Source organism: Pseudoalteromonas sp. TP27 (assembly GCF_056470645.1).
Genome location: NZ_JARDAK010000003.1, coordinates 331,965 through 352,969, shown reverse-complemented (window position 1 = coordinate 352,969; position 21,005 = coordinate 331,965). Strand labels below are relative to the sequence as shown.

The 21,005-nt window shown below is 38.9% G+C and carries 20 protein-coding genes and 1 pseudogene; 11 read left to right on the top strand and 10 right to left on the bottom strand.

What is annotated here, in order from left to right:
• Positions 1 to 21: 21 nt before the first annotated feature.
• The 4 genes from PX700_RS06205 to PX700_RS06190 form a co-directional block, all read right to left on the bottom strand.
• Positions 22 to 780, bottom strand: coding sequence for a hypothetical protein (locus PX700_RS06205; RefSeq protein WP_479520208.1), 759 nt, complete (start codon positions 778 to 780; stop codon positions 22 to 24).
• Positions 767 to 1,525, bottom strand: coding sequence for a hypothetical protein (locus tag PX700_RS06200; protein WP_479520207.1), 759 nt, complete (start codon positions 1,523 to 1,525; stop codon positions 767 to 769). Before PX700_RS06200 ends, PX700_RS06205 begins: the two co-directional genes overlap by 14 nt.
• A gap of 99 nt (positions 1,526 to 1,624) precedes the next feature.
• The gene (locus PX700_RS06195; RefSeq protein ID WP_309169396.1) at positions 1,625 to 2,128 is read right to left on the bottom strand and encodes a TFIIB-type zinc ribbon-containing protein; all 504 of its coding nucleotides are present in this window, start codon (positions 2,126 to 2,128) and stop codon (positions 1,625 to 1,627) included.
• Positions 2,129 to 2,163: 35 nt separating this feature from the next.
• Positions 2,164 to 2,751, bottom strand: a complete 588-nt coding sequence (locus PX700_RS06190; RefSeq protein ID WP_415636768.1) for a DUF4202 domain-containing protein — start codon at positions 2,749 to 2,751, stop codon at positions 2,164 to 2,166.
• Positions 2,752 to 2,977: 226 nt separating this feature from the next.
• Here PX700_RS06190 and PX700_RS06185 point away from each other — a divergent pair, with 226 nt between their 5' ends.
• The 4 genes from PX700_RS06185 (at position 2,978) to PX700_RS06170 (ending at position 7,388) form a co-directional block, all read left to right on the top strand.
• The gene (locus tag PX700_RS06185) at positions 2,978 to 4,705 is read left to right on the top strand and encodes a DUF885 domain-containing protein (protein ID WP_479520206.1); all 1,728 of its coding nucleotides are present in this window, start codon (positions 2,978 to 2,980) and stop codon (positions 4,703 to 4,705) included.
• Between the two features lie 50 nt (positions 4,706 to 4,755).
• Positions 4,756 to 5,463: a winged helix-turn-helix domain-containing protein gene (locus PX700_RS06180; protein WP_479520205.1), complete on the top strand. Its 708-nt coding sequence runs from the start codon at positions 4,756 to 4,758 to the stop codon at positions 5,461 to 5,463.
• Between the two features lie 154 nt (positions 5,464 to 5,617).
• Positions 5,618 to 5,956 carry a transcriptional regulator gene (locus tag PX700_RS06175; RefSeq protein ID WP_165728760.1) on the top strand — a complete coding sequence of 113 codons (339 nt, stop codon included), beginning with the start codon at positions 5,618 to 5,620 and terminating at the stop codon, positions 5,954 to 5,956.
• 121 nt (positions 5,957 to 6,077) lie between these two features.
• Entirely contained in the window at positions 6,078 to 7,388 is a 1,311-nt protein-coding gene (locus PX700_RS06170; protein ID WP_479520204.1) for a DASH family cryptochrome, read from the top strand.
• A 28-nt stretch (positions 7,389 to 7,416) separates the two neighbouring features.
• On the opposite strand, the gene PX700_RS06165 is transcribed toward PX700_RS06170, so the two are convergent.
• Entirely contained in the window at positions 7,417 to 8,499 is a 1,083-nt protein-coding gene (locus PX700_RS06165) for a YeiH family protein (RefSeq protein WP_479520203.1), read from the bottom strand.
• A gap of 121 nt (positions 8,500 to 8,620) precedes the next feature.
• Here PX700_RS06165 and PX700_RS06160 point away from each other — a divergent pair, with 121 nt between their 5' ends.
• Positions 8,621 to 9,499 carry a LysR family transcriptional regulator gene (locus PX700_RS06160; RefSeq protein WP_479520202.1) on the top strand — a complete coding sequence of 293 codons (879 nt, stop codon included), beginning with the start codon at positions 8,621 to 8,623 and terminating at the stop codon, positions 9,497 to 9,499.
• Positions 9,500 to 9,502: 3 nt separating this feature from the next.
• Here PX700_RS06160 and PX700_RS06155 read toward each other — a convergent pair whose 3' ends face one another.
• The 3 genes from PX700_RS06155 to PX700_RS06145 form a co-directional block, all read right to left on the bottom strand.
• A complete protein-coding gene (locus PX700_RS06155) occupies positions 9,503 to 9,961 on the bottom strand; it encodes a TlpA family protein disulfide reductase (protein WP_479520201.1) in 459 nt (152 codons plus the stop codon).
• A 92-nt stretch (positions 9,962 to 10,053) separates the two neighbouring features.
• Positions 10,054 to 11,958: a hypothetical protein gene (locus PX700_RS06150; protein ID WP_479520200.1), complete on the bottom strand. Its 1,905-nt coding sequence runs from the start codon at positions 11,956 to 11,958 to the stop codon at positions 10,054 to 10,056.
• A 165-nt stretch (positions 11,959 to 12,123) separates the two neighbouring features.
• The gene (locus PX700_RS06145; protein ID WP_415636758.1) at positions 12,124 to 13,362 is read right to left on the bottom strand and encodes a DUF3667 domain-containing protein; all 1,239 of its coding nucleotides are present in this window, start codon (positions 13,360 to 13,362) and stop codon (positions 12,124 to 12,126) included.
• Positions 13,363 to 13,579: 217 nt separating this feature from the next.
• Here PX700_RS06145 and PX700_RS06140 point away from each other — a divergent pair, with 217 nt between their 5' ends.
• Positions 13,580 to 14,143 (top strand): YkvA family protein, encoded by a 564-nt coding sequence (locus PX700_RS06140; protein ID WP_479520199.1) that lies wholly within the window; start codon positions 13,580 to 13,582, stop codon positions 14,141 to 14,143.
• Positions 14,144 to 14,898: 755 nt separating this feature from the next.
• On the opposite strand, the gene PX700_RS06135 is transcribed toward PX700_RS06140, so the two are convergent.
• Complete coding sequence (locus tag PX700_RS06135) at positions 14,899 to 15,279, bottom strand: hypothetical protein (protein WP_415636757.1); 381 nt, start codon at positions 15,277 to 15,279, stop codon at positions 14,899 to 14,901.
• 340 nt (positions 15,280 to 15,619) lie between these two features.
• Between PX700_RS06135 and PX700_RS06130 the strand changes: the two are divergent.
• From PX700_RS06130 to PX700_RS06110, 5 genes and pseudogenes are all read left to right on the top strand, one after another.
• Positions 15,620 to 15,709, top strand: a pseudogene (locus PX700_RS06130) (glutathione S-transferase family protein); the annotation flags it as partial.
• 49 nt (positions 15,710 to 15,758) lie between these two features.
• The gene (locus PX700_RS06125; protein WP_479520198.1) at positions 15,759 to 16,886 is read left to right on the top strand and encodes a zinc-binding dehydrogenase; all 1,128 of its coding nucleotides are present in this window, start codon (positions 15,759 to 15,761) and stop codon (positions 16,884 to 16,886) included.
• Positions 16,887 to 17,205: 319 nt separating this feature from the next.
• On the top strand, positions 17,206 to 18,195 hold the full coding sequence (locus tag PX700_RS06120; protein ID WP_415636755.1) for a type IV toxin-antitoxin system AbiEi family antitoxin: 990 nt from the start codon (positions 17,206 to 17,208) through the stop codon (positions 18,193 to 18,195).
• A gap of 88 nt (positions 18,196 to 18,283) precedes the next feature.
• Positions 18,284 to 19,033: a nucleotidyl transferase AbiEii/AbiGii toxin family protein gene (locus tag PX700_RS06115; protein WP_415636797.1), complete on the top strand. Its 750-nt coding sequence runs from the start codon at positions 18,284 to 18,286 to the stop codon at positions 19,031 to 19,033.
• Between the two features lie 227 nt (positions 19,034 to 19,260).
• On the top strand, positions 19,261 to 19,746 hold the full coding sequence (locus PX700_RS06110) for a hypothetical protein (RefSeq protein ID WP_479520197.1): 486 nt from the start codon (positions 19,261 to 19,263) through the stop codon (positions 19,744 to 19,746).
• A 31-nt stretch (positions 19,747 to 19,777) separates the two neighbouring features.
• Here PX700_RS06110 and PX700_RS06105 read toward each other — a convergent pair whose 3' ends face one another.
• A complete protein-coding gene (locus tag PX700_RS06105) occupies positions 19,778 to 20,983 on the bottom strand; it encodes an anhydro-N-acetylmuramic acid kinase (RefSeq protein ID WP_479520196.1) in 1,206 nt (401 codons plus the stop codon).
• Positions 20,984 to 21,005 lie beyond the last annotated feature (22 nt).

The window sequence follows — 21,005 nt, the reverse complement described above, 5'->3', positions numbered from 1 at the left end:
TATTATTGCAGGTAAGTACGCTTATAATCCTTTATATTCAGCTTCCCTTGGTTTTAAAATTTGCTTTCTACAGTCAACCATATCCCAACAATCCGTTTCAGGTACGCCGTAATACCAGGCTCTAAAAATCGGTTGATACTTTTCAATCACCCGTTGTTGCATACGTTTTGAAAAATGAGGTAAGTAAAAAGTTTTGATCACCGTAATGTGCCTTTTAATCGCCTTTCCTAAATTAAAGCGCTCTTGCCAAAGCTGCATTTTTCCATTGAAATGCTCATTACTATCTGGCGCCGCGTTCTGCATCATCACTTTGCCTTGCTCGGCCCACCCAGCCACTTTTTTCATCTGTTCTGTAAACGGCTTAACGGTAAACGTGACATGAATAGGGTCATCAGCATCGGTGGGCGCAAAGCCTCGCGGAAATCCGCGGTGGTGATAATTAGGATGAGTAACAGTAAACTCAATCGATGCATAGGCGTTGGGCTGTAATAAATCCAAACGCTCCCGTGGGAAGGTAATTGGCTCATTAGCATAGGCCGTTTTAAAATATTTATAACCAAAATCAATACCACAACTACTATGACCACACGATTCTGAATAGGCCGACTTTATCAAAAAAGGAAATTCTGGCACAGAGCCATCTTCTGTTTCAATCGTCACAACAATGGGCCCACGATAACCATGAGCCTTATCGAATACCGTAGTGCAACTTGTTGTCAAAAAACACGCCAGTAGCACACAGTAAAATTGCAGTGCAGTTTTACGCTTATAATCCTTCATACTCAGCCTTCCTTGGTTTTAAAATTTGCTTTCTACAGTCAACCATATCCCAACAATCCGTTTCAGGTACGCCGTAATACCAGGCTCTAAAAATCGGTTGATACTTTTCAATCACCCGTTGTTGCATACGTTTTGAAAAATGAGGTAAGTAAAACGTTTTGATCACCGTAATGTGCCTTTTAATCGTCTTTCCTAAATTAAAGCGCGCTTGGCGATACCTTATGTCTGCTTTTTTATATTCCCTGCTATCAGGTGTAAAGTTTTGCATGTTTTGTTTAGGGCCAGTCGCCCAGCCAGCTACTTTACTCATTTGTTCAGCAAACGGCTTAACGGTAAACGTGATATGAATGGGGTCATCGGCATCGGTGGGCGCAAAACCTCGCGGAAATCCGCGGTGGTGATAATTAGGATGAGTAACCGTAAACTCAATCGATGCATAGGCGTTGGGCTGTAATAAATCCAAACGCTCCCGTGGGAAGGTAATTGGCTCATTAGCATAGGCAGCTTTAAAATACTTATAACCAAAATCAATACCACAACTACTATGACCACACGATTCTGAATAGGCCGACTTTATCAAAAAAGGAAATTCTGGCACTGAGCCATCTTCTGTTTCAATCGTCACAACAATGGGTCCACGATAACCATGCGCTTTATCAAATAAAAAATCACAGCCTGATGTCAAAAAACACGCCAGTAGCACACAGTAAAATTGCAGTGCTACTTTACTCTTATAATCCTTCATACTCAGCCTTCCTTGGTTTTAAAATTTGTTCTTGCAAGTCATGCTTTTATTAGCAGCACCTGCATGCTTAAAATTAATGTAGCATTCGAGACTAATTTATTACTCAAAATTAAGTAATGCCAATTGCACCAGCCGTTCAACAGTGGTGCCTTGAACGTTTTTAGGCGCTTTAGGGTAATACTTTGATTTTGGCGGCTTAATAGTTATAAACCCATGATTGGTTGCCATTTCATGTGCTAACAGCTTTCGCTCTCGGGGTGTTAAGTGGTTTTCGTGTATTTTTGCCAGCTCGCCACTATCAAGCCATATTCCTGCACAACCTGGACATTCATCTATTTCGACGGCCTTAACTGGCGAAAAATACCTGCGCATCATCACAATACTTTTGCACTGTGGGCAGTTTATTCGTAGCGATACATCGTATTCACTCTCGATATGATCACTCAAATATTTTAGCAATACCTGACCGTGCTTTAACTCTGGAGAGCTAAACTTAAAAATTTGGCTGTTATCAAAAAATACGCCGCCTTGAGCTGACGTAAAAACAGTAATCCCGCCAACAAGTAAAGGCTCAAGTGGCGTATTAGTTCTAGGGCAATGCATTTAAAATTCCTTTTTTATTTTTATACTTTTATTATTTATTCAAGTGCTTTATGAATAAGCCCAACTAAAGGCGCGGGTAACGTAATATTACCTGCAAGTACAAACTCATGTGCCTCATCTGACATTTTTTGCCAAGTACGGCGAATTATACCAATCCACTTTTCTTCATTGTAATCTGGTTTTGCATTGGCAAAACCAAGCATGTAATGCTCAATAAATACAAGGCTTGCTACATCTTCTACTAATTGGCTGTCTGGGTTACGTTTAATATCTTTTTTAGCAACCGCATCGTAAACACGGTTTTGCTCAGCCTCACCGTAACCAGCTTGCTGCATAAGCGTAACAACACTACTTGCATGAAATATATAAAGAGCACTGCGCCACTGATGATAACCCTGCTTATTCATTTCAAAATCACTACGCGGCGACTTCCAACGCTGAATATGCTGTGCACGCACTGCAATTTGCATAAGTTCATTGGCATCTGGTTTAAAGCGAGTTAGCATTTCGCTCATGCGTAGGGCGTATAAACTTTCTTTTGGGAAATTTTCGCCATTGTGTTGTTCGCTATTAGGATCTTGATTATTCGCTTCATCAATCAGCGCTATTACTTTATTAAACATGACGACCTTTATTATAATTAGTTTTAATCATTCTAAACGCTGATAAAACAATAAACTAGTGCGCCACTCACTTGCACAGTGAAATTTGTTCAATCAAAAAGAAAAACCAATAGTTACAGGTTATAAAATTAAGCGCATTGATTAAGTTAACTTGGTACTATATTAAAAACAAAAACGATAAATACACGAAAACTAATAAAAATTAACGCGCAATAAATGGATGACTATGTTTAAAAAAAGTATTTTAGCAATTTGCTTAACAGTTACATCACTGCCAAGCATTGCCGATAGTAACAGTGACTTAAAAACGATTATTGATAACCACTGGCAAAACGCAAAAGCCGAAAAAATATTCTTTCGTACCGACCCAGATGGCTGGAAACCCAGTGGTACATTACCAAATTGGAGCGAGCAAGCCATTGCAAAGCGCCAAGCTTATAACAACACCGTACTAAAAAGCTTAGCCAGCATTGACCCAAAAACGCTCAACAACAAACAACTAATGAACTACCGCTTATTTAAATACGAGCGCGAAACAGAGCAGCAAAGCTACCTTTTTCAAGATAAGTATTTTCAGGTTAATTTTTTAAGTGGCTGGCATACCTACTTTGCCGAAGCACCGGCTAATATGGCATTTTTAACAACCGACGATTACAACGCATTTTTAGTAAGCCTTGCCGACTATCCTCGCTTTAATCAAGAAAACATTAACTTGATGAAGGAAGGTATTGAAAAGGGTTACACCCACTACTGTAAAACTTTTGAAAACTATAGCCAAAGCATCAGCGCTCATATTGTTAAGCAACCTGAAAACAGCGCCTTATACGAGCCCTTTACACGTATACCAAATACGTTTACAGCAGAGCAAAAGGCCGCATACCAAAACAAAGCTAAAGCCTTAATTAGCTCAAAAGTAGTCCCGGCTTATCAGCACTTTTACGACTTTTTTGAAAACGATTACATGCCGAATTGCAGAGCAGAGCCAGGTATTTCAAGCGTTAAAGGCGGGCTTGAGTATTATAAATATGCGGTAAATTATTACACCACAACCAATGCAACACCCAAGCAAATACACGAGCTTGGCTTAAAAGAAGTGGCGCGTATAAAAACGCAAATGCAAAACATTATTGATAAAGTAGGTTTTGATGGCACGTATGCTGAATTTTTAGAGTTTTTAGCAACCGATGAGCAATTTTACGCAACAGACGCACAAGACCTGCTTGAAAAAACAGCCTTTATTACGCAAAAAATGTATGGCAAATTACCAACCTACTTTAATCATTTACCGCGTAACACCTTTACAATAAAAGGCTCAGCGAGTCGTGGCGCGTTTTATATGCCACCGGCTGATAATCGCTCACCGGGTACTTACTTTTTAGCCTCAACGCCTAAGCTACAGCCTTTGTATAATTTAGAAGCACTTAGCCTACACGAAGCAATACCAGGGCATCATTTACAAAACGCCATTGCAATGGAGTTAGACGTACCTGAGTTTAGACGCACACTTAGCCATTCAGCTTTTGGCGAAGGCTGGGCGCTTTACACCGAACGTTTAGGTAAAGAAGCCGGCTTTTATCAAAATCCATACAGCGACTTTGGTCGTTTAGGTTACGAAATGTGGCGCGCAGTGCGTTTAGTGGTTGATACAGGTATTCATGCATTTGGCTGGAGCCGCCAAAAGGCAATAGACTACTTAGCAGATCACACTGCATTGCCACAAAGCGCGGTGGAGGATCAAATAGATCGTTATATCTCATGGCCAGGCCAAGCGCTCTCGTACAAAATGGGGGAGCTAAAAATACGCGAACTACGCGCAAAAGCTGAAAAAGAACTAGGTGCTAAATTTGATATTCGCAGCTTTCACGACACCGTTATTGGTCAAGGCTCACTCCCTATGTCAGTACTTGAGGATGTAATAAACGATTGGATAGCAGAGCAAAAATCGGCTATTTAACATTAAAGGAGGCGGTATTATTTACCGCCTCTTTCTAAATGGACTTTTTAATGAAACAAATCATTATTTTTATACCACTCATTTTATTTAGCAGCCAAGCTAATGCGTTTTGTTTAGACGCATCAAACTACATAGAGGGCGTAAAATATGGCGTTTGTGGGGAGCAAACAGATTCAATTTCCCTTACGCCTTATTTTATTATATGGATGCTTTTAAACGTGTTATTTGGGCAAATGCTTAATAAACCAAATATACACGTGGGATTTAAATATTTACTTTTTCTTTGTGCGTTCCCACTGAGCCCGTTAGTACTATTAATGAATTTAACTGGAATGATGGTATCTCGCATTTATAAAAAATATTCAAACACCGCAAAAAACAAAGCCCAACCTAACCATGATTGCGCGGAACCTGTTATAGAAAAACCGAGCGTTAAGCAGCTAATAATTGGTGAGTACACTTTTGACAGCATGCAACAGGCCTTAATTAAAGAAGATAACCACTTCACATTAGAGCCTAAATGCATGCAGGTACTAAGCTATTTAGTTGAACAACAACCAAGGATAGTTAGCCTAGAAGAGTTACATAATAATGTATGGGAGAATCAAATAGTAACCGACACTGCAGTTAGGCGAGTTATTAGCAAACTACGTGTAGCCCTTAACGATAACGACACAAAAAACCCCAAATATATAAAGTCTGTAATGAAGCGAGGTTATCAGCTCATAGCAGAAGTTAAATCACAAACCACTGAATAGTAATGATTTATTAAAGTTATAACCGAGGTAATATCGTGGTTATAACTTTATAATAACTAGTTAACGGCTTTATTATCGTTATTTTTTACCTAACGTTTTAATTTATTTAGGCGCTGTAGAGCGACCCATAAAATTAAATAATTAAGGAAAAAATATGAAACATTTACTGCCGCTAGCACTATTATTAATTACAACATTAGTTACCATCAGTCTAATAGGTAATGCGCAATGTATTGAAATAGGTAACGCATCTATTGCCAGTATTTCATTCGGCACGTGTGATTTATCAAGCGCTAAAACAACGCTATCACCACTCGTTACTATTTTTTGGTTAGCAATGAATATGCTTTTTGCAATCATATTGCCTAAACCATCTATTGCTAAAAAGTACAAAATTGCTTTATTTATTTGTAGTTTACCGCTTAGCGTATTTGTGTATTTAATTGCTTATGTATCTATTAACCTCACTAACACGACAAAACCAGTTAAATAAAACCTAAGCAGGTGAGTAAGTAATACTTGCTCACCGCTTCATTACTAAAACTTGCAGCTGACTAATCCCTACCGGCTTTTACTTCGTAAAGTTAATGATTTACAAAAACCAGAGCATAAGTATGAGCAAACACATTTTATATTGGCTACAAAACGATTTACGAATAGACGACAACCCTATTTTAAGTGAACTTGCTACTGAGCAATGTACGCTTGATATTGTATTTGTAATAAATCCGCACTGGTTTAAAAATAATAACTACCAACAAAAACCATATGGCGTGCATAAACAACAGTTTTTAATGCAAAGCTTGTACGAGGTGCAACAAGCACTTATTGAACGCGGGCAAACACTGCACGTGCTTGAAGGTGAACCAATAGCGCTTTTAAAAGCGCGTATTGCAAAGCAAAATATTGATGAAGTGGTTTATAGCAAGCAAATCGGTTTGTACGAGCAACGCCAAATAAGTTTACTTAAAGCGCATTGCCCAAATACAAAATTTACAGGCGTGCTGCAAGACACCCTATTTAAACAAAGCGACCTACCTTTTAGCTTAAATGAATTACCCAAAAGCTTTACGCCGTTTCGTAAAAAGGTAGAGGCAGCCAATATACCTATAACCCTTTCAATACTACCTGAAGGTTTACTCCCTCAACCTATAACATTATGTGCGGCCAAACCAATTGAGCTTACTGATGACAACAACGCGATAATGCATGGCGGTTTTAAAAGTGCGCAAGCTCATTTAGCGCAGTACTTTTCGGGCTTACTGCCTAGCACCTATAAAACAACTCGAAACGAACTTGATGGCTTTAATAACACCACAAAATTTAGTACCTGGCTTGCCTTTGGTTGTGTAAGTGCACGGCAAGTTTACAAAGCGGTTGAAGAGTACGAACATAAACATATCGCAAACGAATCTACTTATTGGATTAAATTTGAATTGCTATGGCGAGAGTATTTTAAATGGCATGCACTCAATGCGGGCAACAGCTTATTTAGCTTTAAAGGCCAAAAACAAACCAAACCCCTAACAACGTTTATGCCAAACCGCTTTGCTGCGTGGTGTAATGGCTCAACACCCTTCCCATTGGTCAATGCCATTATGAATGAGCTTAATGCCACTGGTTATATATCAAACCGAGCAAGGCAAGTTGCAGCGAGCTGCTTAGTTAACGAACTTGGTCTTGATTGGCGCTATGGCGCGGCTTATTTTGAACAGCAATTGATTGATTACGACGTAGCCGCAAATTGGGGCAACTGGCAATACATAGCGGGCGTAGGTGTAGATCCGCGTGGCGGTAGGCACTTTAATATACAAAAGCAAACCGCGCAGTTTGATCCACACGGTATTTACACTAATAAGTGGCAAGGTAATAAAAACACAAGTACACAACTCGATAACTTAAACGAAGTTGATTGGCCAATTTAAGCCGCCAATCAACTTTACCAAATAACGTTTAAAACAGCTCAGCAATACCCACATTAATGGCAAAGCCGCCTAACGTTAAAAACAAAAATAAACACAGCGCCAGTAACAGCGGTTTAATACCCGCTTGGCGAATTGCCCCAACATGTGTGCGTAAACCCAAAGCCACCATCGCAATGGTGAGTAATATATTATCAAACCAAACAACTGCGCTGGTAGCCACTTGAGGAATAATAGAGAGTGAATGCACACCACTTGCCACTATAAATAACACCGCAAACCAAGGGATGGTAATACCTGATTTATCGCCCTCACTGCTTGCTGCATTACCTGCCTTTGCTCTTTTTTTACTTTGCCAAAACGATAAACCCACTAAAAATGGCGCAAGCATCATCACTCTTAACATTTTTTCTATTACAGCGGTGTCGGCCGCATTGGCGCTTACCGCCGTACCCGCTGCAACCACTTGCGCTACTTCATGAATGGTTGAGCCTACAAAAATACCGTATGCGTGCTCGCTCAATCCCATGTACTCAAACATTATTGGGTAGGCAAACATACTTAGCGTACCAAAAACTACCACCGTTGCCACCGCTACTGATACTTTATGCGCCTGCGCTTTTATAACAGGCTCAGTTGCCATTACCGCTGCAGCGCCACAAATAGAGCTACCCGCGCCAATTAATATAGTTGTTTGCTCATCTAGCTTAAATACACGTTTTCCAAGTTGAATTGCTAATATAAATGTACCAACAAGCATAACAATGTCAGTTAGTAAGCCACTCCAACCAACGCCCGCTACTTGCGTAAAGGTTATTCTAAAACCAAACAACACAACGCCCGCTTTGAGCAAAAAACTTTTAGCGTAATCAACACCCACATCGGTATGAGTCGCTATACGCGAAAAAATACTGTTACCCACAATAATACCAACCACAATACCAATAGTGAGTGAGCTAAATTGCGCAGTTTGCATTACTGATAATTTACTAAGCGCAACAGCAACACCCGCAAGTACAATAACCAGTAACATGCCAATCCACCAGCGAGAGTCACCATACTGTTTAGTGTTAACACCTAAAGGCTGTAACCCATTTTTAATAGCGCTAAGCATAATATTCCCTCAATCAAACAACTCTAATTAGTTGACTTCATTTTAATAAAGGCCAAAATATAACTCCAATATATTAAAATCATGATTTGATAACTTAAAGTTATGCAATTTGAGAGGCACAATGAATTTACATGCACTTAGGGTGTTTTATACGGTAGCAAAGCTTGGTAGTTTTTCAGGCGCAGCCGAGGCGCTTTTTATAAGCCAGCCGGCGGTATCAAAGGCATTAAAAGAGCTTGAGTATCAACTAAACATTCAACTTATTGAACGTGCATCTAAAGGCAAAAAACTCACTTTAAGTGAAGGCGGGCAAGCGCTTTTTGAACATGCGCGTAGTATTTTTGCCATTGAAAAAGCCGCTATTGAAGATATTAAATCGCGCACAGGGCTTAAGCGCGGCACATTGGTTATAGGCACCAGCACCACCATTGCCAGCTATTGGCTACCACCCTATTTAGCTAAATTTTGTGCGCAGTACCCACATATAAAAGTGGAAGTGCAAGTAGCTAATACTGCGCAAATTGAGCACGCACTACTTGAATGCACCATCGATTTAGCACTGGTTGAGGGCACACCCACCGAGTCGCATATAATAAGTAAGCACTGGCAAAACGATTTAATGAGTGTGGTTATACCGAGCAATTTAAAACCCGCTAAAAACTTAAAAGCATGGTTAAACAATCAATTTTGGCTACTGCGCGAGCCTGGCTCTGGCACTTTAGAGGTGTCGGTTAAGTTACTACAGCAACACGGTATTACAGTAAAAAACTGTATGCAGCTCGGAAGTAATGAAGCAATAGCAAGAGCAGTAGCACAAGGAATGGGCGTTGCTTTATTGCCTAATGTAGTCACTGAGGATTTAGTACAGTTAGGTAAATTAACACGGCTAGAACAGCCAAATAACGTCGAGTTATCAAGACCATTATACCAATTGCACTACAAAGACAGACCCTCTTCGCATGCTGCACAAGCATTCGAAAAAAGTCTGTTTAGTGAATAACCGTTATAAATTTTTAGTTAGGTCTTGCGCCAATGTACCCGTTGGTTTTTCAATTACGCGTACTAACTCTTTGCCATTTTGTTTAACAATAAACGTTGGTGTGTATTGCAAGTCGTGAGCCTGTGCAATGCCTACATCGTCTTGCTTGTCGTAACCCACCGCCACATATTCAATGCTTGCAAGTTCAACTTTCGACGCATCAAGTAACTTAATGAGCTTTGGCACTTCGCGCTCACTGTCGTGGCACCACGTACCAAATAATACAATAAGCTCTTTGCCTTCTAGCTTTTGCATTAGGGCTATATCTTGTGCTGTTGGTGTATACGCTTTGTATTGCTCGTTAAACTTGTCGTAGTCGCTTAGCAGTGCTTGCGTACTTATCTCGCCCGAAAATGGCGCCGTAGCAGCGCAGCTTACAAGCGGCATGCTTAAAGCACACAATAAAATTAATTGTTTAAACATAAGGTACTCTTTAATTAGGTATTTAATTAAGTATTAAATGAGGCATTTAAAGACTATACCCAATATTTATTGTGGAGTGAATAAAGCATAGGTTAAATATATTTACCCATAAAAAAGTTTACTTCCCCTAAATCGGTTAAGTACTCTTGTTTTGCTTTTTTGTCATCAGCAAGTTTGTCTAAATCACCAATTAACGTAACTAGCTTATTATGAGAATGGCGGTCTGTTTTTTTAAAGTCATCTTGTTCTTCGCCACCTTCTACACGCTCTTTTTTGTGCATATCGTAGCTATCTTCATTTTTTTCGAGCCAAATATCATTGATAAGCCGAATATTACTTTCGCTAGCAGTTTGCTCTGTCATAGCCATTTTTAGTTCATATCGAGATATCTCAGGGTTGAACTGATAAGTTTTTTTATCAACATCAACTTCGTGAAATTGATCAAGCCCAACCAACTCGTTATTTTTAACAGCCGTGCCAATATCGTAGCTTTCTTTTTTATCATAATGATCTGGGCTTGTTTTTGAATTAAGGTTCCTAAAACTAGAGCTACCCGTTTTATTTTGAGTTACACCGCTTAACTGACCGTACTCTTCTTGCTCGGTTGTCTGACTTAACTCAACCTTACTTTCAGGCTGATAGTCACCTTTGTCCATCAAAAAACTAAACTCAGCATTAAAGTCAGCAAGCTTAGACACACCTGCACCCAATGTATTTGGCGCTTTATTGCCAAGCCCTTGGTAACGCGGATCGCTTGTGATCATGTTATCAACTAAATCGGCAACCATAGCGCGCCCATCGTTAAACTCTCGTGTTGCTAACGATTCTAAACTGCTATAACGCTCAGCCGCAGATGACATACTTGTAAAAGCGCCTTTAAACAACTCAAAGCTTTGCTGCATCACCTCGTCGCCCTTATGACCAAACGCCGACTTTAGCTTTTTATCGTTACTATTAACCCGACTATCTTCTAAGCTTTGATCTAAAGATGCTAAATACTGTTTCATTTGATTTGTATCTTTAGCGCCAATGGTTGACATATCTAGCGTAAAATCAATTTCACTTTGTCCACTTTGAGAGTAAAACATAAGCGCTTGCTGCTGTGTTTCTTCATCAATATCATAACTTAAATTAAATGTATTCTCTGAAGGGTCAACAGTTTCGCCATCAGTTGTTGAAAAATATACATTGAAGCCCGATAACTGTTGATTATCAAAATCGGATAAAAAGTCTAAATTTATATCACTCTGGTTCGGCAACACATAACGACTATACGAATTTTCACTCACTTTAAAAAATTCATCAGCCATTTCACCAACACCAGTGAGAATCTGCGTAAGTGCCTTGTGCTCAGCCTCAGATAAATCCCCCTCTACTTCGTAACTTACGCCAAAGCCATCTATTGCTTCACCTGTTTCTTCATCGTAACCTTGCGATGAATTAAAAGTGATTTTTATTACATCACCTTCTTTAGTTTTAACCGAGAGCTCAAACTGGTAGTTATCGTCGTCCTCGTACTTGCTTCGGTTAGCACTTTCCATGTATGGATTAAGTGAGCGCTCAACACGTTGCTGACTTGAAGCTAAAAATGTTTTTTGTTCGTGCCCTAACCGGCCTAAACTCGACAAAATATCGCTGGTATTAGTATAAGCGCCCTGAATATTTTTGACTGACGAATTTAGTCGCTCGATTAACTTTGCGCCACTCTCATTTTTTAATAGCCCTTCTTGCTGAGAGCTTATTACAGTGCGTAAGGCGAGATCTTCATTGGAGAGTTTATAGCTGTTCAAGCTAGGCGTGCTTGAAATAGTAAACAAGGAGGTAAGCTGTTGTTTTAAAACCTGGTCAGCTTTTGCGTTATTGAGCTGATTAAGTTGCTCATTAGTTATGTTTGGAACATTGCCCTGTATAACATTTGGGGTTTGCCTAGTGTTATTAACTGATTGCGCAAGTAAAGTGCTTAAATTAGCCTGGCTGCCAAGTATGTTATTAACCATGATTTTCCTTAATCGCTAAACCCTGTTAAGTAATTTATCGGTCGCTTAGCTAAAACCTTTAGGTAAAATGTTTTGCTAAAGGCAGTTATTTAAATATATAAATTTAAGGTCACGTTATTTGCACAGCGTTATCAGGTGTATTTTAGTGGCTTATTGTTAAAAAGGCTAAATTTCTGTTAGACCCCAAACGACTGCCACAAACGTCGTTAATGCCATCAATATAAAGTAAATAATACCGACAAAGCCATAAGTAAAAAACGCTGATATATAACCCTGTTTGTAAATACGTTTTTGCATAATAAACAAGTAAATAGGTACCCATATCAGTAAGGCAAAGCCAATGAATCCTAAAATACTGGCCGCAGCAGTAGCAACCCCACCTCCCAGCGCTATAACATGATCATGTGTTACATCCAAAATATCGATTGATAAAAAGCTGATAAAAATAAAGCTATGGCTATGCAGTGCCACGGTTAAATGTTCCATATAAAGACGCTTTGAAAAGATGAAAACCACCTTCAATAACAAGGCAAATAGAGGTAAAAGTACAAACATTAATTGCGGGAGTTTGCCTAATACTTCATTGATCAAACGGTTTGTGTCTGTGGTAAATGTTTTTTTTGCTTTTTCTGCTAATTTTTTTGCAAAATCATCGAGCTTTTTATTACTTTCATCTGATAAAAAATCAAATGATAAACTACCATCAGCATTGTTTGAAATAGTAATATCATTGCTTTTGTCATTTGTACCTAACTTAACGCGCTCCAGCTCTATGGTAGCTAGCTGTCGGGTCGTACTCACCAGTTTGGCATTTTCAGCAACAGAAATATCACGTTTTAAATCGCTCAAATAGCGATTAAATCTCGCCAAATCAGCATCAATACTCGCCATTGTTTTATCATCAGGCGTTGACTGAACTTGTAACTTTTTTTCATTAAGCGTTTTAATATACTCAGTCACTTGGCTAATAGCGGCTTTGTTATTATTAATTTCAATGGTTTGTTTGTCTTCTCCCGAAACAGTTAGTTTTAGGGTTAAAAAAAACATAATACTGATGAACAAATACAGCCGTAGTGGCGGCACGTAATGCACTCGCCTGCCAGCAAAATACTCATTCGTTAAAAAGCCTGGGCGAAATATTAACGGCCATAAAGTACGACTCGCACGAGAATCAAAGCTAAAAATATCATCGAGTAGATGTAAAATAACCACCCAAAAGTATTTTAGCGTGGAGTCGAGTGACTGCCCGCAATTAGAACAAAAACCTCCCTCAACTGATTGGTGGCAATTATCACAATGCTTTTTAGGAGCCGCTTTAACCGCTGCACTCTCGTTAATAACGGATACTTCTTCGTGTGAAGAAAGCGAGCCATTTACATTCACTACCTGACTTTCTTGGGACATAATTTCACTACGACTATTTAAACTATTAATGGAGCAATGCACAAAACAATAGCACGATGTAACATGTACATTACAAATATTTTATACAAAATCAACTATTAAACGTGCTGCTAGCTCAAGTATCTGCTAAATTCAACATTGGCAATAAGCTATTGATAATGTTGTCTGTCATAGTGATAATTTGCTGTGACCATATAACCAATACAGGAGAATTATAATGGCGTTTGAAGTTAAGTTTGAATTATCAGATACCGATCTAGAACACTTTCGTGATGTAATGCGTAAAGCACAGCAAGGTGCAAAATTACTCAGCGAGCAGGTAATAATAAATAATGCAAAAAAAATCAGCTTAAACATTAAAGACAATGTACCTGAATTTGTACGCCTTCGTATTCAAAAATTAGAAACGTTTGTCGCAATGATTGAAGATGCTGAATGGCAAATTCCAGAAGATGAACGCGTAGAAATATTAAGTGCGCTTGCTTACTTCAGTGATCCTGAAGATTTAGTGCCTGATCACATACCCGTACTGGGCTTTTTAGATGACGCAATTATGATTGAACTGGTCGCTGGTGAATTTAGTGACGACGTAGAAGCGTTTGAAGAGTTTTGTGCCTACCGTAGCCGTGAAGAAGGTCGCAACGGTAACGTAACCATTACGCGTGATGAATGGCTAGACGCAAAACGTCGTGAACTACACAGCCGCATGCGCAGCCGCCGTAATGCTCGTCGCTCTTCAGGTCGCTCTTCAGGTCGCTCTTCATTTCGTTCAGTGTTTTAAGCACGACTAGGGCCTGTTGACCTTTCAGGATTAAAATTTGTTCAATCTAGGGGCGATTTAATCGCGGCGTGAGGTTTGTAATCTAGTGCGCTAAGTAAAAACCGAGCAACAAAGAGTAAATTGCCCCTAGGCAGCGCATGTTTGGCATTTATGCTGCGTTATCGCCTATTTATGGGGAATAACCACACTACATAGGCTCTGCCTTGCCTCAATACCAAACATACGGCTGCAAATTTAACCTCGAAAGATAAACAGGCCCTAACTGCAAGGCAATAAAAAGCTGATTTAAGCTCTTTTTTATTGCCTTTAATTCTAATCCCAATCTCAAAAACGCACTTACGCCTATTAACCATAGTTAAGGTTTATATTTTTTATATACGTAATGTAGATTTGATCCCCACATTCGATATATAAGTGCCAGCTAGCACTCTTTTTTTCGTATTAAAATCAGTGGCTCGTTATTTTACTTTTAATCTTCATTAGGCATAACGCCGAATATAAATGACGCGATAGCTCAAATATATTTCAGCACCTTGGCTTTTCAGCAAGATTGTGACGCACCATTACAGTGAAATATGATAATAGAATAAGGTATCAATTTTGACGTTTATAAACTAACTCCTTTTGACCCCAAGGGAGGGGGCATATGTGGAATTGAAATGAGTGAAACTGTAGTTTTTAACTAGATACCACTGTTATAGTTAGCGATTTCTGTAATAGTTAGAATGGATGTCATCCTAACTTACTAACTTTAATTAATGCACCATCTCTGCGCTAAATCTGTCTCGGCCTTTCCAATAATTACACTCAGGACAATAGCAACCTACAGGATAATCAATTCCTTCCTCATGAGGGCAACCAATTACTTCTTGGATCATGCTAACGGATTTAGCTTCATTTGCATCAATGAAATTCAGTATTTCACTCATAACCAGTTCTGATTTTCTCAAGTCTGTTGAAGCAAACCACTTTTTCATTGGTTCTGCAGCTGCACCTTCATGCATTATAATTGCGCATACTGCTTTTGATGCAAGATCACGTTTTGGACCATAAAAAGCGATCGTTGCTATAGGGTAACCTTTATTACCTTTACGAGTCTTTTTGATTAGTAATTTCTTATTCTTGCCTTGAGCCATTTAGATACTCCAACATAAAAAATATAACAAGCCTGTAGCATAACTCGCTTTTTATTGTCTTCTTTGATCAACAAACCATAGCTGAGTTTTTATTTTGCTTCAATCGGTTACTGTTTTTTTAGCAGAAGATAAAAAGAGTTTAGTGTTGTTTTGGTTGGCGTTTTTGGAGGCTAAATTTAGGATGGATGTCTTGTTTATTCCTTTTTGTTTATCTTGTTTATTTCTTTGGATGAGTGTCTTTATCTGTAGATTATTTTTTGTGGAATTTTTTATAACTGGACTTATCTCCCTGTTTAAATTGGTTATTTTTGTAATAACTGTAATGGGTGTCATTCTAACTCTTCAAAGCATAGAGGCCGACCGCCAAGCAAATATGGCTGACTTTATGCAAAAAGTGAAAGCACAAATTCAAGCAGCAAACGCTAAATAGCCCTTAGCTATAACAGTAATCAATACTCATTTTTGTAGGAGCAAACATAATGACAGATAAAAATATCCAACTTACTTCAACTATCAGCGAAGACAATAAACTAACACTTGCCTTAAAAAACATCGAGATGCCAAAGCCCAGTGCCGATGAAGTGGTTATTCGTATTGAAGCTGCACCATTAAACCCATCAGACTTAGGCGTTTTATTCAGCGCAGCTGATATGTCTACTGCAAAGCAATCGGGTACTGATGACAATCCAGTAATTACTGCCGATGTTCCAGCTCAATTTATGCCATCACTTAAAACACGCGTAGGTAAAGCCACACAAGTAGGTAATGAAGGTGCGGGCACCGTAGTGGCAGCAGGCTCATCAACAGCCGCACAAGCATTAATAGGTAAAACCGTTGCTGTAATTGGCGGTGGTACGTATCGTCAATTTATTTGTGCCAATGTACAAAGTTGCCTAGAGCTAAAAGAAGGGACTACCGCTAAAGAAGGTGCATCATCTTTTGTTAACCCACTTACCGCACTAGCAATGGTAGAAACCATGCGCGCTGAAGGTCATAAAGCCATTATTCATGCCGCAGCGGCTTCTAACCTTGGCCAAATGCTAAACCGTATTTGTATTGCCGATGGCGTTGATTTGATTAATATTGTTCGTAAACCAGAACAAGAAAAATTACTGCGCGATATGGGTGCAAAATACATTATTAACTCAAGCAGCGACACTTTCATTGCTGATCTAACCGCTGCAATAATCGAAACCGGTGCAACTATAGCGTTCGACCCAATCGGTGGCGGCCAACTTACAAGTGACATTCTTAACTGTATGGAAGTAGCGGCCGCGCGCGATATGAAAGAGCACAGTGTTTATGGCTCAGACACTTACAAACAAGTGTATATTTATGGTGCATTAAACCGAGGCCCTATCACAATAAACCGTAACTTTGGTTTTGCATGGGGTGTAAACGGATTCTTATTATTTAATGCCTTAGGTAAATTAGGCACAGATACAGTAATAAAAATGCGCAAACGTATTGCAGACGAAATCACCACAACATTTGCGAGCAACTACACGCACGAAGTGTCATTAGCTGAGGTATTACATTTACAATCAATTGCGGCTTATTCTAAACAAGCAACAGGCGAAAAGTACTTAATTAAACCTCAAGCTTAATTAAATATTCTTCGTTAAAAATTAAAAATCACAGCGCTTAGCACTGTGGTTTTTAAATATAAAAGCAGATGCTAATTAGATATCTGCTTTTTTACGTTTAACACGGGGGCTATTTATATTGAGCTTTTATAAAGAATAGAACTTACCATACTCCGCGTTCATTAAAAGTAGCTGTTCAATAACAATGAACATACGACCTTAGTGAACAAAACTTGACTGTCGTTCAAATTTTATCTATGTTCACAAATAATGAACAGTTTAATTTAGTGAACAAATGATAAACCAAGGGCTAATACAGGCAGCTATTGAAAAACTAAACTTGCAAACAGGTTTAGGCGCAGAGTATAAAACTTTTAAAAAAGAGTGTGTTGAGGGCGAACTCACTTTGCCTAATGTTAAAAGCAATTTAATTATTAAATGCAAAAAACACCTACATACAACCACCTTACAAAAGTATATTGCTGAATTCAAAATAAAGAATCAGATAACCGATGCCCTATTAATTACTGAGTACATCAATCCAAATCAAGCAGCCTTATTAAAAGAGCAAAAAATATCTTTTATAGACTGTGTTGGTAACACGTATATTAATTGCCCTCCAATTTATATTGATATTCAGGGAAATAAGCCCGAAAAAGCCCACAATAAAATAGCCTTGGCTAAACAATTAGGTAAGGCATTTCAACCTAAGGGCATGAAAGTAGTATTTATGTTTTTAGTGCAGCCGGAGCTAGTAAATAAACCCATGCGCACAATTGCAAAGGTGGCCGAAGTTGCACTGGGAACGGTTAAACAAGTAATTGACGATTTAATATATCAAGAGTTTATAGTTCAAAAAGACCAACACACTAAAATAATCTACAATTCAAAAGCTTTACTAGATAAGTGGTTAGACGCTTACCCTGTAACTGTTGAAGCTAAATTAAAACAAGAAATCTTCACCACTGATAACACAGAGCTACTACAAAAACTTAAACTAAATAATGTAAAAGCGATGTGGGGAGGCGAATATGCTGTTCAACAATATGACAATTATTTAAATGCAAAAAATTATCTAATTTACGTAAATCCTGAACATAAAAAAGTCATTTTAAAAACCGCACGATTACGAAAAGTAAAAGCGGAAGATGATATAAACGATGCACTAACAAAAGTAGTTTTAGTGGAGCCATTTTTAGCCATAGAAAAACTTGTCGGCCCAAAGGTTAATTTAGCACACCCGTATTTAATCTATGCCAATTTATTAGCTAGTAGAGATGCAAGAAACATAGATGCCGCAACGAGGTTTTATGAAAAGCACATTGCTTGATGTCGTTGGTAAATTACCACAAGGGTTAGTTGGCCTTTATCAAAAAATAAACGTCCAAACTGAAGCATTAGGGATCCCTTAGCTAGTCATAGGTGCTACCGCCAGAGACATTATACTCCATCATGGTTACGGTGTTGCAATTGAGCGAGGTACAAGAGATATTGATTTTGGTATACAAGTCCAAAACTGGGATCAGTTTGAACAGTTAAAGGAGCATCTCCTAAAAAATGGTTTTACACCTGATAAAACAAAAGTACACCAACTAGTAACTACCGTTCCTAGCGGTGAAAAATGGGAAATTGATATTATTCCATTTGGAAATATTGCTGGTGATGGTAACTCTATTACTTGGCCGCCACAGCACGATATTGGAATGTCAGTAACAGGCTTTAACGAGGCATTTAAACATGCACTTGACGTAAAAATTGCCAATAGCCCCAACCTTAATATTAAAGTTGCATCGCCTGCTGGAATGCTACTGTTGAAGTTAATCTCATGGCTAGAAAGGGAGCATGGCGTTAGACGTAAAGACGCAATGGATATTTTTTATCTTACTAGGCACTACTCAAAAATACCTACTATCGCAGACTCACTTTATGAAGATGATTTTATGGACGCACAAGACTATGATGAACATAAAGCGAGCACAATGAAACTAGCCACTGATGCTTGCAACATCGCTAACGCAGAAGTTCTTTCGTTCATTAATGAAAAATTGTTCAATGTTGAGTCCAAAGTAGACAATTTAGTACTAGATATAAGCAGAGCAGTTCAAATTGAATATAGTGATGCTGAAGCGCTTTTAAGTATTATTTCTAAGCAGCTAAATACTTCTTAACTGTTTTAATGGCTGCTTTGTTTTATATAAAGTAATCGCTATTGAAACCGCCCGATACAATTATCTTGTTCCTCATAAGTTACTAAAACAGCTTTGCTTATAGCTATCTTTTTTGATCAAAAAACAGTGATTATCCAATTAAGTGCAATTTGTCATAAAAGTGCAATCAAAATAGATGATAATTCAAACTCGAACTGTATTTTTTATAATCAAGAAGACTAAGTAAGATGAGTACACCACTAGTGCAACTAACATTTGCACAGCAATCATTTGATGATTCTATGTCTGCGGCGATGAGCCACGCTATGGAATACGAAAAGCTATCACTAAAAGCCAGTGCTGCGCATAACATTACGCTGCAATGTGTGTTGCCTGATGGCGCAAATGAGAGCGATGTTATTTCACTAAGTGCTACGCATCCCAGTGCGCGTGGGGCGCAGTATTTTACTGAAAAAACGCTGAGCAATGACGACCTTGAATCTGGTACTGTAAACCTTACTTTAAGTAACATTACACAAAGCCAATGTTTTGTAGTGCAAATGATGCTGCACGGAAAAAACACGACCTTAAAAGAAAGCCAACAACTCGATGTGTACATTAAAGCATTTGAGCAAGGCTATATTCCTGAACACATAACAACTGAACATGCTAAGCCTCAGGGCGTTCGTAGTTACTTTGCGAGTATGGGATCTACATTTTTATCACTGTTTTAGTGCTGGCTGTACTTTGCCGACCTATAAGCTATTAATCTGCAAAACTTACTTTACCCATAGTAACTCCCGCAATACCTTGTGCAGTATTACTTAGGTGTTGCTGCTCTCCTGCTAGGCATTCGTTTGCTAAAATAGCAAATAACACGGCCTCTTTAGCGTCGGGGTTAATACCTAAATCGTCGGTATTTTTAAATGCCTTAATACGTGGGCAAAGTGCTGTAAGTTGCGCCATTAGTAACGGGTTATGAATACCACCACCACTTGCATACACCACACAATTTTGTTCGCGCTCTGCACACTCGTTTAATGCATTTGCTATAGCGGTTGCTGTAAAGGTATTTAAGGTGGTCATTACATCTTCATGGCTTAAGTGCTGTGTATTTGTAAGCTGCTGTGCGGCGTTTAAATACGCTAAGTTAAATACCTCAGGCCCTGTGGTTTTAGGCATTGGGAGTTTAAAAAATGCGTTATTACATAATGCATTCAATAATGGCGTATTTACCTTACCTGCTTTTGCTATTTTTGCACCGTCGTCATAATGTAGCCCTGTAAAATGTTGCTGTACGTAGGCGTCCATAATGGTATTACCGGGGCCAATGTCGGCGCTAAACACACCGTTTGCATCGCCATTTTTGGCTAGGAACGTTAAATTAGCAATGCCGCCCATGTTTAGCAAAACCCGACTTTCAGCAGCGCTTGAAAAATATAAATAATCGCCATACACCGCCAGTGGCGCGCCCTCGCCTCCTGCGGCTATGTGTTTTTGCCTAAAATCACCAATGGTAGTAATACCGGTAGTAACTGCTATTTGGTCGCTATCGCCAATTTGTAAGGTGCCATTAGTAAAGCTTTTGTGATTATGCTGCGACTGCGGGCAGTGGTAAATGGTTTGCCCGTGACTGGCTATTACATCGATACTTGCTGGGTTTATATTCCACTTAGCTAAGCACTGATTAACCATATTCCCGTGCAGCTTACCTACCCAAGGATGCAGTAAGGTAACAAGCTCTAAATCGCATTCGCGCTTAGCAAATACCTGCTTTATTTTGGTTTTGTAGTCGTCGTTGTAGTCAACGGTGGTAAAGTTTAAAACCTCAATGTGTGTATTTAAGCCTGCGCCCGTTACTTTGCACAGTGCAACATCGAGCCCATCTAACGAGGTACCGCTCATTAAACCAATAATTAAACGGCTTGGCTTTTGGGCACTATTATAAAGGGCGGCTATATGTGGGTGCATAATGGCATCTAAACAGGTGTAA

What these genes read in the sequence shown, in the direction of transcription:
- PX700_RS06145 (WP_415636758.1), bottom strand. Translation starts at nt 13,362, where the DNA reads ATGTCCCAAGAAAGTCAGGTAGTGAATGTAAATGGCTCGCTTTCTTCA.
- PX700_RS06105 (WP_479520196.1), bottom strand. Translation starts at nt 20,983, where the DNA reads ATGCACCCACATATAGCCGCCCTTTATAATAGTGCCCAAAAGCCAAGC.
- PX700_RS06125 (WP_479520198.1), top strand. Translation starts at nt 15,759, where the DNA reads ATGACAGATAAAAATATCCAACTTACTTCAACTATCAGCGAAGACAAT.
- PX700_RS06190 (WP_415636768.1), bottom strand. Translation starts at nt 2,751, where the DNA reads ATGTTTAATAAAGTAATAGCGCTGATTGATGAAGCGAATAATCAAGAT.
- PX700_RS06140 (WP_479520199.1), top strand. Translation starts at nt 13,580, where the DNA reads ATGGCGTTTGAAGTTAAGTTTGAATTATCAGATACCGATCTAGAACAC.
- PX700_RS06185 (WP_479520206.1), top strand. Translation starts at nt 2,978, where the DNA reads ATGTTTAAAAAAAGTATTTTAGCAATTTGCTTAACAGTTACATCACTG.
- PX700_RS06135 (WP_415636757.1), bottom strand. Translation starts at nt 15,279, where the DNA reads ATGGCTCAAGGCAAGAATAAGAAATTACTAATCAAAAAGACTCGTAAA.
- PX700_RS06180 (WP_479520205.1), top strand. Translation starts at nt 4,756, where the DNA reads ATGAAACAAATCATTATTTTTATACCACTCATTTTATTTAGCAGCCAA.
- PX700_RS06160 (WP_479520202.1), top strand. Translation starts at nt 8,621, where the DNA reads ATGAATTTACATGCACTTAGGGTGTTTTATACGGTAGCAAAGCTTGGT.
- PX700_RS06200 (WP_479520207.1), bottom strand. Translation starts at nt 1,525, where the DNA reads ATGAAGGATTATAAGAGTAAAGTAGCACTGCAATTTTACTGTGTGCTA.
- PX700_RS06110 (WP_479520197.1), top strand. Translation starts at nt 19,261, where the DNA reads ATGAGTACACCACTAGTGCAACTAACATTTGCACAGCAATCATTTGAT.
- PX700_RS06170 (WP_479520204.1), top strand. Translation starts at nt 6,078, where the DNA reads ATGAGCAAACACATTTTATATTGGCTACAAAACGATTTACGAATAGAC.
- PX700_RS06205 (WP_479520208.1), bottom strand. Translation starts at nt 780, where the DNA reads ATGAAGGATTATAAGCGTAAAACTGCACTGCAATTTTACTGTGTGCTA.
- PX700_RS06175 (WP_165728760.1), top strand. Translation starts at nt 5,618, where the DNA reads ATGAAACATTTACTGCCGCTAGCACTATTATTAATTACAACATTAGTT.
- PX700_RS06195 (WP_309169396.1), bottom strand. Translation starts at nt 2,128, where the DNA reads ATGCATTGCCCTAGAACTAATACGCCACTTGAGCCTTTACTTGTTGGC.
- PX700_RS06165 (WP_479520203.1), bottom strand. Translation starts at nt 8,499, where the DNA reads ATGCTTAGCGCTATTAAAAATGGGTTACAGCCTTTAGGTGTTAACACT.
- PX700_RS06150 (WP_479520200.1), bottom strand. Translation starts at nt 11,958, where the DNA reads ATGGTTAATAACATACTTGGCAGCCAGGCTAATTTAAGCACTTTACTT.
- PX700_RS06155 (WP_479520201.1), bottom strand. Translation starts at nt 9,961, where the DNA reads ATGTTTAAACAATTAATTTTATTGTGTGCTTTAAGCATGCCGCTTGTA.